This window comes from Janthinobacterium sp. JC611 (assembly GCF_018682595.1).
Taxonomy (GTDB): Bacteria; Pseudomonadota; Gammaproteobacteria; order Burkholderiales; family Burkholderiaceae_D; genus Janthinobacterium.
In genome coordinates this window covers 214,480-227,918 of record NZ_JAFLJN010000003.1, presented here as the reverse complement: position 1 = coordinate 227,918, position 13,439 = coordinate 214,480, and the positions used below count along the sequence as shown (strand labels likewise).

Annotated in this window: 9 protein-coding genes; 6 read left to right on the top strand and 3 right to left on the bottom strand. The window is 66.1% G+C overall.

Translation table 11 applies throughout. The features are described from left to right. Positions 1–54 precede the first annotated feature (54 nt). Both J0O65_RS03960 and J0O65_RS03955 read left to right on the top strand, forming a co-directional pair. Entirely contained in the window at positions 55–3,762 is a 3,708-nt protein-coding gene (locus tag J0O65_RS03960; protein WP_215404332.1) for a PAS domain S-box protein, read from the top strand. Positions 3,763–3,775: 13 nt separating this feature from the next. Continuing rightward, the gene (locus tag J0O65_RS03955) at positions 3,776–4,771 is read left to right on the top strand and encodes a response regulator (protein WP_215404331.1); all 996 of its coding nucleotides are present in this window, start codon (positions 3,776–3,778) and stop codon (positions 4,769–4,771) included. Between the two features lie 693 nt (positions 4,772–5,464). Here J0O65_RS03955 and J0O65_RS27800 read toward each other — a convergent pair. The 3 genes from J0O65_RS27800 to J0O65_RS03940 all read right to left on the bottom strand — a co-directional run bounded on the left by J0O65_RS27800 (position 5,465) and on the right by J0O65_RS03940 (position 8,889). Next, a complete protein-coding gene (locus J0O65_RS27800; RefSeq protein ID WP_251373398.1) occupies positions 5,465–6,109 on the bottom strand; it encodes a hypothetical protein in 645 nt (214 codons plus the stop codon). A 124-nt stretch (positions 6,110–6,233) separates the two neighbouring features. Continuing rightward, on the bottom strand, positions 6,234–8,102 hold the full coding sequence (locus J0O65_RS03945) for an esterase/lipase family protein (RefSeq protein ID WP_215404329.1): 1,869 nt from the start codon (positions 8,100–8,102) through the stop codon (positions 6,234–6,236). Between the two features lie 16 nt (positions 8,103–8,118). Beyond that, entirely contained in the window at positions 8,119–8,889 is a 771-nt protein-coding gene (locus J0O65_RS03940) for a DUF481 domain-containing protein (RefSeq protein ID WP_152253376.1), read from the bottom strand. Between the two features lie 268 nt (positions 8,890–9,157). Here J0O65_RS03940 and J0O65_RS03935 point away from each other — a divergent pair, with 268 nt between their 5' ends. From J0O65_RS03935 to hemB, 4 genes are all read left to right on the top strand, one after another. Beyond that, on the top strand, positions 9,158–9,844 hold the full coding sequence (locus tag J0O65_RS03935) for a winged helix-turn-helix domain-containing protein (protein ID WP_152253375.1): 687 nt from the start codon (positions 9,158–9,160) through the stop codon (positions 9,842–9,844). Continuing rightward, positions 9,837–11,189, top strand: a complete 1,353-nt coding sequence (locus J0O65_RS03930; protein WP_215404327.1) for a sensor histidine kinase — start codon at positions 9,837–9,839, stop codon at positions 11,187–11,189. The genes J0O65_RS03935 and J0O65_RS03930 overlap by 8 nt, the downstream gene beginning before the upstream one ends. Before the next feature lie 167 nt (positions 11,190–11,356). Further along, positions 11,357–12,259, top strand: coding sequence for a VirK/YbjX family protein (locus J0O65_RS03925; RefSeq protein ID WP_215404325.1), 903 nt, complete (start codon positions 11,357–11,359; stop codon positions 12,257–12,259). Positions 12,260–12,371: 112 nt separating this feature from the next. Beyond that, complete coding sequence (hemB, locus tag J0O65_RS03920; RefSeq protein ID WP_215404323.1) at positions 12,372–13,346, top strand: porphobilinogen synthase; 975 nt, start codon at positions 12,372–12,374, stop codon at positions 13,344–13,346. The last annotated feature ends 93 nt before the right edge of the window (positions 13,347–13,439 follow it).

Here is a 13,439-nt window from a genome sequence, read left to right as displayed (position 1 = left end):
GGTGCGCCGTCATGTTTTGCGACGTTAGGTTTTACTCTCTTATGCCACGACAGTATGTTTAGTTCCATCTTCGCCGTATCGAGCGATACCATGCAGTACATCTATGGCACGCACGATGCCTGGCTGGTGCTGTTTTCCATCGGTATCGCCATCTTTGCCTCGTTCATGGCCCTGCAGATCGCCGGCATGGCGCGCAGCAGCGAGCGCGGCTTTCAGCGCCAGACGGCCATCGTCACGGGCGCCATCGCGCTCGGTGGCGGCATCTGGTCGATGCACTTCATCGGCATGCTGGCCTTCGATATCTGCACGCGCGTGTCCTTCGATCCCAGCCTGACCCTGCTGTCCATGCTGCCCGGCGTGGCCGCCTCATGGGTGGCGCTGCACCTGCTGGCGCGTCCCAGCATCAACTGGCGCCAGCTGGTGGTGGGCGGCGTGCTGGTCGGCGTGGGCATCGGTTCCATGCACTACAGCGGCATGGCCGCCATGCAAACCTCGCTGACCCTGCATTACCAGCCATGGCTGTTCGCGCTGTCGCTGCTGGTGGCCGTCGTCATGGCCATGCTGGCGCTGTGGATACGCTTTGGCCTGAGCGCCATGCGTTTGCGCCTCGGTCCGCTGGCGTCCTTGCTGGTCAGCAGTGCCGTCATGGGCTTGGCCATTTCCGGCATGCATTACACGGGCATGCTGGCGGCGCGCTTTTCCGGCACCCCCACGGCGGGCGAGAACACGATCACGGTGCAAGCCTCGTTCGTGGCCCTGGCCGTGGCGCTGATCACCGTCACCCTGACGGTGTTTGTCGCCGCCGCGAACGGCTTGCTGCGCTACCGCCAGCTGCTGCGCCATGCCAGCGCCAGCGAATCGCGCCTGCGCGCCATCGTCGATACGGCGGCCGATGGCCTGATCACCATCGATGGCCAGGGCAAGGTGCGCTCCTTCAATCCCGCCGCGGAAAAGCTGTTTGGCTGGCGCGAAGCGGAGATCGTGGGGCGCGACGCCAGCGTGCTGCTGCAGCCGTCCGATGCGGCCCAGTACGAAGGCTATCTGCGCGACTACCTGGAAACGGGCGCCTCGCGCATCCTCGACAGCGGCCGCGAACTCGATGGCTGCCACAAGGACGGCGCCGTGCTGCCCATGCGCGTGGCGATCGGCAAGATCGACACGCCGGGCCAGCCCCTGTTCGTGGCGTTTGTCACGGACATGCGCTCGTCGCGCAGCATGGAGCAGGCGCTGAAGGACAGCGAACGCCAGTACCGCACCCTGATCCGCAACATCCCCGGCGTGTCCTTCCACTGCAGCTTCGCGCCCGAATGGAAGATGATCTTCATCAGCGACGCCGTTTTCAACCTGACGGGCTGGATGCCGCAGGACTTCGCCGAAGGGCGGGTCAGGCTGTTCGACCTTGTGCACCCGGACGACCGCCAGCGCGTCAACGACACCTGCGTGCAGGCGGCGGGCGAGAAGCGCGACTTCGAGAACGTCTACCGCATGCTCCACCGCGACGGGCGCGAACGCTGGGTGCGCGAAAGCAGCGGCCCCGTGCTCGATAACGACGGCGTGGTGCGCTGGATCGACGGCGTCATCCTCGACATCACGGAAAGCGAATTGCGCAACGCCGAATATGAAGGCAAGGTGACGGCCATCTCGCGCGCGACGGCCGTGGCGGAGTTCGACCTGCAGGGACGCATCCTGGCGGCCAACGAGAACTTCCTCGACCTGATCGGCTACCGCCTCGAGGACGTGCTGGGCCTGCATCACAGCATCTTTTGCGAACCGGCTTATGTCACCTCGCCGGACTACTGCGCCTTCTGGCAGCACCTGGCGCAGGGTGAATTCAATACCGGCGAGTACAAGCGCATCGACAGGCAGGGGCGGGAAGTGTGGATACACGCCTCGTACAACCCGATCTTCAACACGGACGGCAAGCCGTTCAAGGTGGTCAAGCTGGCCACCGACGTGAGCGAACGGCGCGCCATGCAGGAAAGCCTGCGCGCGGCGAAAGACCGCGCCGAGCTGGCCGCCGAATCGAAGACCAGCTTCCTGGCCAACATGAGCCATGAAATCCGCACGCCGATGAACGCCATCATCGGCTTTACGGAAGTGCTGCTGGGCACCGCCCTGGACAGCCTGCAGCGCCGTCACCTGGGCACGGTGCGCCAGTCCGCCCGCTCTCTGCTCGAACTGCTCAACGACATCCTCGACACGGCCAAGCTGGAAAAAGGCGCCACCGAGCTGGAACTGGTGGACTTTTCCCTGCCCGACCTGGTCGACCACGTGGCCGCGTCGCTGCGCATCACGGCGCATGCGCGCGACCTGGTGCTGCACGTCGACATCGATCCCGGCATGGGCCAGTTCTTCCTGGGCGACGCGCGCCGGGTGCAGCAGGTGCTGACGAATCTGATCGGTAATGCCGTCAAGTTCACGGAAGTGGGCCATGTGCGCGTGGCCGTCGGCATGCGGGGCGAGCAGGTGCATATCGCCGTGCACGACACGGGCATCGGCATCCCGGCCGACCGGCTCGATAAAATCTTCGCGCCATTCACGCAAGCCGATTCCTCGATGAGCCGCCGCTTTGGCGGCACGGGTCTGGGCACGACGATTTCGCTGCAGCTGGTCGAACTGATGGGGGGCACCATCACGGTGGAAAGCACCCTGGGCGTGGGCAGCGTGTTCCACGTGCTGCTGCCGCTGGCGCCGGGCAAGGCCGTGGCGCGCCGCAGCGAGCAGCCCGTCGTGGCCTTGCCGCCGCTGCGCATCCTGGCGGCCGACGACGTGCCGCAGAACGTGGAGCTGCTCTTGATCAGCCTGGGCGCTGCCGGCCATCAGGTGATCGCCGCCAGCGATGGCGAGAGCGCCGTGCGCGAGTTCAGCAAGGGCAGCTTCGACATCGTCCTGATGGACGTGCAGATGCCGCGCATGGATGGCCTGGAAGCGACGCGCCTGATCCGCGTGCACGAGCGCGAACAGGGCTTGAAGGCGACGCCCATCATCGCCCTGACGGCCAGCGTGCTGGAACAGGACCGGCGCGCCGCGCAGACGGCCGGCATGAACGGCTTTGCCTCGAAGCCGCTGGAGATGCACAAGCTGACAGCGGAAATCGCCCGCCTGCTCGATATCGCCGTGGCCATGCCGCCGCCGGCGTCCGGTGCGGCGGCGCGCGCGGCGTCCGGCCAGGTCGACTGGCAGCGCGGCATCGCCCTGTGGGGCGGACGCGAAGCCTTGCAGCGCGCCATCGCGCGCTTCGTGCAGGCCAACGGCGATTGCGCCGCCATGCTGGCGGCCGAGCTGGAACGGGGCGGCGGCAGCGTGGCGGGCCATCTGCTGCACCGTATCAAGGGCGCGGCGGGCAACCTGTGCCTGGTGCAGGTCGAAAGCCTGCTGGGACGCATCGAGCAGGCGATCGCGCGCCAGTTGCCGGCGACGCAATTGCTGGTGCAGCTGGCGGCCGCCTTCATGGCGCTGGCCGGCGAACTGGAAGAGGTGGGGATGCCGGCTGACGCCATGCAGGCGCCTGCCGCCGGCGCACCCCTCGATGCCTCCGCCCTTGGCGTCTTGCTGCGGCAAGCCATCGCCAGCCTGGAAGGCGGGCAGCTCGACGACGCCTTGATGGCGCAGATCGCCGCCATGCTGGCGTCGCACGGCCAGCAGCAGAAGCTGCAGGCGCTGGCCAGCGCCATCGACGACTTTGAATTTACGCGCGCCGCGGGCGTGCTGCGCCAGCTGCTGGCGTGGCTGGAAGCGCCAGCGCCTGCCGACCTTTCCTGATATTGGGCTAAGCATGACCTTACACGAAGACAAACCGATCCTGCTGCTGGTCGACGACGAAGCGACGAACCTGCAGGTGCTGCGCCAGATCCTGCAGGACGATTACCGCCTGCTGTATGCCAAGGATGGCGAGAAGGCGCTGGAACTGGCGCGCAGCAATCCCGTCGAACTGATCCTGCTCGACATCATGATGCCCGCCATGACGGGGTATGAGGTGTGTCGTCAACTGAAGGCCATGCCGGCCACCGCGCCCATCCCCGTCATTTTCGTCACCGCCCTGTGCGACGTGAAGGACGAGGCGGACGGTTTTGACGCGGGCGCCGTCGATTACATCACGAAACCCGTCAGCCCGCCCATCGTGCGCGCCCGCGTGCGCACGCATCTGTCGCTGGTGGACGCCGAGGAATTGCGCCGCTCGCGCCTGCAGGTGATCCAGACCCTGGGCCAGGCGGCCGAATACAAGGATAACGAAACGGGCATGCACGTCATCCGCATGAGCTATTACGCGCGCCAGCTGGCGCTGGCGGCCGGCTACAGCGCGGGCAGGGCGGAAGATTTATTGAATGCGGCCCCCATGCACGACGTGGGCAAGATCGGCATCCCCGACGCCATCCTGCAAAAGCCGGGCAAGCTCGATGCGGACGAATGGCAAGTCATGCGCCGCCACGCGGAAATCGGCGCGGCCATCATCGGCGAGCACGCGGGCGGCCTCTTGAAAATGGCGCGCACCATCGCCCTCACGCACCACGAGAAATGGGATGGCAGCGGCTATCCGCAAGGTTTGAAGGGCGAGGAAATTCCGCATGAAGGCCGCATCGTCGCCATCGCCGACGTCTTCGACGCCCTCACCAGCGAGCGCCCCTACAAGCCCGCCTGGACGGTGCCGGACGCCATCGCCACCATGCGGCGCGACAGCGGCACGCACTTCGACCCGGACCTGCTGGCGCTGTTCATCGAGCACTTGCCGGCCATGCTGGAGATCAAGGACAAGTGGCGCGAGCCGGTGTAGACGCTGCAGGTCAGGGGGGGGGCCGCGCGCAGGCGGTCGGCCAGCAAGCGTGCATAGGCAGGGCTGTCGCCGAATGCCCGCTGTGAGCACGCCATGGCCTGGCCCAAGCTCGCCATGTGGCGCGAGGATATGGCGTAGGCCAGCTTGCCGGGCTGGCGGCGCGACGGGTAGATGAAGCCGTGAATCGCGCATGCCTCCTGCGCAATGATCTGATCGAGCTGCCAGCCCAGCCATTGGCACCAGCCGTGATCGGGGCTGCGCAATTGATCATAAATGCCAAGCCGGCTGGCGGCCAGGCCCGTCAGGTCGAGCAGTCGCAGTGGCACGCTGAATGACAGCGTCGCGATCAGCGCTTGTTGCGCATTGTGCGCGATGTAGAAGGTGCCCGGACGCGTGGCATCATTACGGCAAAGCTGGGCTTCCCAGGCCGCCGTGTCGGCATCGTCCGCAATATATATCCAGTGATAGGGGAAGCCGTGCGCATTGGCCAGCTCGGCGGGCGGACCGAAGCGGTACGTGCGTTCAACCCTCGCGGGCCATATGGACGCCTGGTTCCACGCCGCGCGCACCAGGGTCTGGCCCGATTGAATGGCGACGATATTGCTTAATAATTCAGTGCGCAGCGATGTCCATGCCGGCAGGCGTGCGGCCATGTCTGGCGGGACGTGGGACGTTGTCTGTCCGTGTTGCATGTTAACCTACGATGTCAGCCATCCCCCTATGCTGCCACTTCGCCAACGCAAGCACCTTGCGTAATCTCTCGTTTGCTGGCTGATTCAGCAGCGCCTGCTGGCTGGGATGCACTGCGGACCGCGTTTCAAACGATTTGCCTGCAAGCATCTCCGCTGGCGATAGTTCGTTGAGTTCGTCTGTGCTGCTGATCCAGAAGGCATGGATTTCACTACTCGGCTGGCCGGCCAGGATGGCCAGCACGGGCGCGATCAGTTCCGGCACGGGCTGCACAAATTGCCATGCCGGAAATTCCTTGCCGATACTGCGTCCCTTGGGCGTCACGCAATAAAACCGCAGGCTTTCCACGGCGCGATACAGGGAGGCCTGCGACAGTTCCACCCATCCCTGACCAATGACCTCTGAAACCTTGAGTTTTGACACGGGAAGCTGGAGCGGCGTGAGCGGCGGCGGGGCGCCCAGCAAGGTGCGCGCTTGATGGAGCGCGCGCGTGGTCACGTCGATCAGGCGCTGGCGCTCGGGCCCTTGTACCAGTATGTCGAGCTGTGCGGCTACTAGCTGCGAGAATTGTTCCACCACCCGAAGGTCACTATCTGTTAATGCCTGACGGTCGGGCGCCAGCGTATCGTGATGCAGATGCACTGTCATGATGATTCCTTTGCAGTAGCCTGGTAAAGAACATCGTATACGAAATTCTCATGTTTCGCAACTTTATCATGTGGCGTAACTTTCTTATTCAGCGATAATCCACGCGGAAATAATGCCAAGCGTATCAGGGCAAGTTGTCAGGCAACCGCAAGATCCGCCGTATCTCCAGGATCGCCTGCGGGCTTTCCTGCACGCTGTGCCAGGACGGGATGACTTTTTCCGACTGCGCGCCGTCGAGGTGGGCGCTGGCGTAGGGCACCACGCCATCGCTGGAGTCCGCCAGGGGCAGGTCCGGCGTGTCGTTGCCCATGATGGAGTAGTAGCGCACTTTCGGGCTGATCGGCAGGTCGGCCACCAGGCGCACGAACGGGTCCTTGTCGCTGAGGTTATCGATGCTGTTGGGGATGCGCAGCGGCTCGCTGCTGCCCGTGTCGAGCTGCGCCAGGCTGCCGGCCGCGTCCGACAATTGATCGAGCATGGCGATGGGCAAGGTGACGAGGTTGGCGATCCAGCGCGCCACCTTGTGGTTGGCGAACGAGGTGCCGCGGTGGGGCGCGGCGATGAAGATGGCGCGGTTCACCTGCGGCATGGCCGTGAAATTCAGGTAGGGCGCCAGGCCGGCGCGCACCTTTTCCGCCTTCTTGCCCTTCAAATTGTATTCTTCCGTGATGGCGTCGAGCAGGGTGTTGCTGGCGTCGGACACCATCAGGCGCGCCAGCACGCCGCCCATGCTGTGGCCGATCAACACCATGTCGTTCGCGGCGTCGGCCTTGGCCGCAGGGTCGAAATGGGCCAGGGTCGCGTTCAGCGCCTGGCGGATGGCGGCGTTGTTGGCCGCCAGCGGCGCATTGCTCGGGTAGTACACCTGCCAGATCTGGTAGCGGCGGCGCAGCTGCTCGTCGCCCATCAGTTCATTTGCCACGTTGATCCACGCTTCCGGGCTGCTGGCCAGGCCGTGCAGCATGACGATGGTGCGCTTGTTCGGGTCGTAGGGCTGCATCAGGTGCACCTGCGGGCGCGAAATGCCGTCGGCGCGGCCGAACAGGGTGCGCAGCGCCTGCACGCCGAAGCCGGAACGGGCCAGCCACAGCCCATAGCCGGCCGTGAAATTGGCCGCCACGGGCAGTTCCTGGCCCGCCATGCGCGTCGATTCGGTGCGCGTCGGGTCGACCAGCATCACCAGCAGCTGCTGCGTGGCCAGCACTTCCTGCAGGCTGTTGCCGTCGAAGCGGATCAGCGCCGTGACGACGGGGAAGCGGGTTTCCTGGTACGGCACATACGCGTCTTTCGACGCCTGCGGCTTGGGCATGACGGCGACCAGGTCGGCGCCGAAGCCGTCGCGCCGGTACACATTGCGCAGGCCGGAAAACGACAGCGAGGTGGCCGGCAGCAGTTCCTCGGGCAGGGTGCCGTCCTCGGGCAGGCGCAGGGCCGACAATTCGCTGTCGATCTGCCAGCCGGCGACGCGGATCACATGGCCATCGGGACGGTACTCGCCGCGGTGGCGGAACAGGTTGCCGACGGCCTTTTGCACGGCGTAGTTATAGTAGTCGCGGATTTGCGTCTGGCGTTCCTCGAAGGCGCGCTGGCCCGGCGTGCGCGTCGTGTAGAACAGGTAGGCATACGCATAGCGCGCCGATTCGAGCCACGCGGCCAGCCGTTCGGCGCTCGGGTGGCCGCCCTGTTTTTCCTCCGCCAGGGCGCTTTCCAGCCATAGTTCGGAGAGGGTCGCCAGGCGTTGCTCGTCGCTGAGCAGTTCGGAGCGTGCCAGGTCGGCGCGGCAGTTGCCCGTATTGGCTTCGCAGGCGGCGATGTCGCTGCCGATGATGCGCAGCACCTCGCTGGCTGCGGCGCTCAGTTTCCCCGTGGTGAGGATGTCGCCGCGCCGCTGCTGCAGGTAATCGGCCGGCGAGATGGCGCTGACGGTGACGGCGGCGCAGCCGCCCAGCAGCGCCGCGGCGCACAGGAGGGTGCATACGCGCAGGCGCCGCATCAGCATCGCCGGCATCTCAGAACGAGTAGACCAGGGTCAGCGAGGTTTGCGTATCCGTGTTCTTCTTGTCGTCCGGTACGCGCGTGTCGTTGCGGGCGCTGAAGGCGGCCTTCATCTGCATGGTGCCGTTGATTTTCGTGCTGAGGGCCGTTTCGGCGATCGAGTGGGTGTTCGAGGTGCCACGTTCCACGCTGACCGTCTGGGTGAACATCGCCGACTGGCTGATCTTCCACTTCATGGCGGCCGCGCCGCGCACCGTCAGGCCGTGTTCCGATTCGCCCGCATCATTGGTGCCGCTGAAATAGCCAGGACCGATTTCCACGTCGACGCTCTTGTCGCTCGACTGGTACCAGCGCGAGCCATGACCGACGGCCAGGGTCGAGTACTTGGTGTAGGCGCCGAACTTGTCGTTCACGTGCGAGGCCAGCACGAACAGTTTTTCATGGTCGGCCATCAGCTTGTAGGCGGCCTTGGCGGAGGCGGAAAAGCGTTCGGCCGAGCGTTCGCGCACCTTCTCGCCGTCGTCGTTGGTCGTTTCGTCTTCCTTGAAGTAGCCGCTGAAGATGTACTGGTTGCTCCAGTCATCGAGTTCCTGGCGCGCGTCGATCTTGCCCGTGACGGAAGTGCCGACCGTGTTGCCCGAGGTGGTGATGGCGCCCAGTTCGGCGGAAGTGCTCCAGCTGCCGATGGGGATTTCGTCGAACAGCATGCTTTGCTTGGTGTCTGCGGCGGCGGCGCTGCCGCATGCGATGGCCAGCGCCAGTGCGAGAGAGTGGGTCGATTTCATGGCTGTATTGGTTTGTGGCGCGCGCCAGGCGTGCCTGATGTTCGTTAGTGGCAGTGGTGTCCATGCAGGCCGCGGCAATCCGGAAGGCGCCGAAAACATGCACTGAAAAAACCATGCGCACATGCGCGCGCGGACGCGGCCAAACATTGTCGAGGCTGTATTGTACCCGACCCTGCCATCGTTCGCCGCACGCAACGGGACTGGCAAGCAACGCGCGCCTGGCGTATGCTGCGCCTATTTGCTGTCCCGATTTTTACAAGGAACTCCCGTGCGCTGCCTGGTCATCGAAGACGAAGCTGAAACTTCCCGCTATATCTGCGCCGGCCTGCGCGAGGCGGGCCACGACGTCACCGCCTGCGATAATGGCATCGACGGCATGCGCCTGGCCTGCGGCGAAGACTGGGATGCGCTGGTGCTCGACCGCCTGCTGCCCGGCGAGATCGACGGCCTGGCCATCGTCGCGCGCCTGCGCGGCATGGGCCGCAACACGCCCGTGCTGGTGCTGTCGGCCCTGTCCAGCGTCGACGAGCGCGTGCGCGGCCTGCGCAGCGGCGGCGACGATTATCTGTCAAAACCGTTCGCCATCGCCGAACTGCTGGCGCGCATCGAGGCGCTGCTGCGGCGCGCCGCGCCGGTGCCCGAAGCGACGCAGCTGCAGGTGGCCGACCTGGTGCTCGACATGCGCACCATGCGCGTGACGCGCGCCAACCGGCAAATCGCCCTGCAGCCGCGCGAATTTCGCCTGCTGGAATACCTGATGCGCCACCAGGGCCAGTCCGTTACGCGCGCCATGCTGCTCGAAGCCGTGTGGGACTACCATTTCGACCCGCAGACCAACGTCATCGACGTGCAGGTGAGCCGCTTGCGCACCAAGGTGGACAAGGAATTTTCGCCGCCGCTGATCCATACGGTGCGCGGCGTCGGCTACACCTTGGGCGTGCTCGACGGTGCGTAAGCTGCACCGCTCGATCGCGGCCCGCCTGGCGCTCGGCTATGGCGTGCTGGTGGTCGTCTCGATCAGCATCGTCTGCGCCGTGTTCTATTTCGGCACCATCGGCGTGCTCGATCGCAGCGTGGACCGCAAGCTGTCCCTGCTCTCGGAGCGCCTCGCCGCGCTGTACCAGCAGGGGGGCAGCAGCCGCACGACGGCGGAAATCGCCCATCTGCTCACTGACCGCACCGACAGCGACACGGAGATTTTCCTGCTGGTGGACGCGGATGGTCGCCGCGTGGCGGGCAACCTGTCGTCGTGGCCCGATGCGGGCAGTCCCGTGGGCCGCTTGCTGCACCGCGACGTCACGCGCGAAGGACGCCGGGTGCCCGCGCGCATGCTGATCCGCGACCTGGCGGGCGGCGCGCGCCTGTTCGTCGGGCGCGACATGGAAGAGGGCAAGTCGATCCGCACCCTGGTGCTGCGTTCGCTGGCCTATGGCGGCGGGGTGGCCATCCTGCTGGTGGTGGCGGGCGCGTGGCTGTTCCGCCGCCAGCTCGAAGCGCGCATCGGGCAGATCCGGCGCACGGCGGGCGAGATCGAGGCGGGAGACCTGAGCCGGCGCATTCCCGTCTCCAGCGAGGATGAATTCGGCTTGCTGAGCCGCGACATCAACCGCATGCTCGACCGCATCGAACACCTGATGGAAGGCGTGCGCCACGTGTCGAACGCCATCGCGCACGACCTGCGCACGCCGCTGGGCCGCATCCGCAACAAGCTCGATGGCGCCTTGCGCCAGCAGCAGGGCGTGGCCGGCTACGAGAGCGCGGCGCAGGCGGCCATCGACGACATCGACGACCTGACGCGCGTGTTCGACAAGCTGCTGCAGATCGCGGCGGCCGAATCGGGCATGCGCCCGGAGAATTTCGACGACCTCGACCTGCTGCAGATCGGCGCCGACATCGTGGAAATGTACGAAGCGACGGCCGACGAGCAGGGTGTGCTGCTGGTGCAGATGTATGGCGAGGGCGTGCCGGCGCGCGGCGACCGCAACCTGCTGGGCAGCGCCCTGGCCAGCCTGGTCGACAACGCCATCAAGTACGCGGGGCGGGGCGCCACGGTGGAAGTGTCGGCCGGCAGCGATGAGCACGGCAGCTGGCTGGCCGTGCGCGACAACGGCCCCGGCGTACCAAAGGAAGAATTGCCGAAGCTGACGCAGCGCTTCTACCGGCTCGACAAGAGCCGCCATCTGCCCGGCAATGGCCTGGGACTGTCCATCGTGGCCGCCATCGCGGCCCTGCATGGGGGCAGCCTGGAGATCGAGGATGCCGCGCCGGGCCTGCGCCTGCGATTGCGGCTGCCGCGCTAGGTCGCCAGCGCCAGTGGCATATCGGCACATTACCAACTTGTAACCCCCTTCGTTTTCGCCTCCCCCTATCATCCGCTCTACCCGGTGTTGAGCGGCTGCCAGCGTGCAGCCGCCTTGCGCCGGGCCGCCTGCGGCCGTCGCCGCGTCCCGTTCAGTAGAGCCGTTTCATGCATACTTTTACCGCCGCCGGCGACAACGCCGCGCCGCAGCAGCCGGCACTGCGCCAGCATGGCCACCGCATCAAGGCCGTCCTGGGCGCGCTCGTGTTTCCCGTGCAGCGCGCGCGCTGGCAAGCCTACATCGCCGCCACGCCGGGATTGGCGGCGCTGGCGCAAGTCCACCCCAGCCTGCGCTACAAGATCTATCGGCCCTACGCCAGCCGCCGGCTGGGCTGCGCCGCGAGGGTGGACCTGCTGTGCGGGCATTACCGCTTCCTGTGGCAGGCGGGCGCGCGGCCGCTGGTGGAATACGCGGCGCGGCGCGCATTGGTGCTGGCCGCCATCGAGGGCAGGGATGGCGCCACCTACCGCCTGCAACTGACGGCCATCCACGACAGCCACCGCGAGGGGGAACTGTGCCTGCGCCTGACGCGCGACGGCGTGCCGCTGTATCTGGCCAGTTTTCTGTTCCGTCCCCAGGCTGGCGGCAGCGTCGTCCAGCTGGGCGCCTTGCAGGGCTTGCGCTCGTCCGCCGGCGCGCAGGCGGTGAAAGAGGCTACGCGGGCGCTGCACGGCTGCCGGCCGAAAAACCTGATGGTGGCCGCCTTGCGCGACCTGGGCGACTTCTTCGGCTGCGTCCACCTGGACCTGGTCAGCAACGCCAACCGCATCGCCCTGAACTGGCGCCGGCGCCGGCACATCTCGTGCGACTACGACCTGGCGTGGCGCGAACTGCATGCGCTGCCCACCGGCGACGGCGATTTCCGCCTGCCATGCGGCCCTTGCCGGATGCCGGACCTGGAGCTGGTGCCGTCGAAAAAACGGGCGGACGCGCGCCGCCGCGGCGCCATGCTGGTGCAACTGGCTGCCGACATGCGCTGGCAAGTGGCGGCCCTGCTGCACGCGCAATGAAGGCGCGGGGCGGTGTTTCTTGACCTGCGCGGCTTTTTTGCCGGCCGGCCCGGCGCAAGCGGCGCGATCGGCGTATACTGATCGGCGTTGTTAACCTGAAGCCAGTCACCCCATGCCAGCACAATTCCCCACTTCGCGCATGCGCCGCCTGCGCGCGACCCCGCAACTGCGCGAGCTGTTCCGCGAAACCGAGATCAATCCGCGCGACCTGGTTCTGCCGATCTTCGTCGACGAAGGTTCCAGCGATTTCATCGACATCAAGTCCATGCCCGGCGTGCGCCGCATTCCCGAAGCGAAGCTGGCGCAGGAAATCGAGCGCTACGCGCGCGCCGGCCTGCGCTCCGTCATGACCTTCGGCATTTCGCACCACAAGGACAGCCACGGCACCGACACCCTGAACCCGGACGGCCTGGTGGCGCGCATGTCGCGCATCATCAAGGACGCCGTGCCGGAAATGGTGGTCATGTCCGACACCTGCTTCTGCGAATACACGGACCACGGCCATTGCGGCATCCTGCATGGCGACACGGTCGACAACGACAGCACGGTGCTCAACCTGGGCAAGCAGGCCGTCATCGCGGCCCAGGCGGGCGCCGACATCATCGCCCCGTCGGCCGCCATGGATGGCCAGGTAGCGGCGATCCGCGGCGCGCTGGACGCGGCCGGTTTCCACGACACGCCCGTGATGGCGTATTCGACCAAGTTCGCCTCCGGCCTGTATGGCCCGTTCCGCGACGCGGCCGGCAGCACCCTGAAGGGCGACCGCAAGACCTACCAGATGGACCCGATGAACCGCCGCGAAGCCGTGCGCGAGTCCTTGATCGACGAAGCCGAAGGCGCCGACGCGCTGATGGTGAAACCGGCCGGCGCCTACCTGGACATCATCCGCGACCTGCGCGAAGTGACGCGTTTGCCGATCGGCGCCTACCAGGTCAGCGGCGAGTACGCGATGATCAAGTTCGCCGCGCAGGCGGGCGCCATCGACGAGCGCCGCGTGGTGCAGGAAACCCTGGGCGCCATCAAGCGCGCGGGCGCGGACATGATCTTCACGTATTTCGCGATGGATGTGCTGAATAATCCGTATTAAACATTTCCCATCAAGTTAGTGCTTGTTTTCACCCCCAAAGCAAGAGCTGGGGTCAGACCCGGCGGGTCTGACCCCGGAATTTGCGGTATTTCC

Excerpts from the sequence above, each read along its gene's own strand:
- J0O65_RS03960 (WP_215404332.1), top strand. The coding sequence starts at position 55 with ATGTTTAGTTCCATCTTCGCCGTATCGAGCGATACCATGCAGTACATC.
- J0O65_RS03955 (WP_215404331.1), top strand. The coding sequence starts at position 3,776 with ATGACCTTACACGAAGACAAACCGATCCTGCTGCTGGTCGACGACGAA.
- J0O65_RS27800 (WP_251373398.1), bottom strand. The coding sequence starts at position 6,109 with ATGACAGTGCATCTGCATCACGATACGCTGGCGCCCGACCGTCAGGCA.
- J0O65_RS03945 (WP_215404329.1), bottom strand. The coding sequence starts at position 8,102 with ATGCGGCGCCTGCGCGTATGCACCCTCCTGTGCGCCGCGGCGCTGCTG.
- J0O65_RS03940 (WP_152253376.1), bottom strand. The coding sequence starts at position 8,889 with ATGAAATCGACCCACTCTCTCGCACTGGCGCTGGCCATCGCATGCGGC.
- J0O65_RS03925 (WP_215404325.1), top strand. The coding sequence starts at position 11,357 with ATGCATACTTTTACCGCCGCCGGCGACAACGCCGCGCCGCAGCAGCCG.
- hemB (WP_215404323.1), top strand. The coding sequence starts at position 12,372 with ATGCCAGCACAATTCCCCACTTCGCGCATGCGCCGCCTGCGCGCGACC.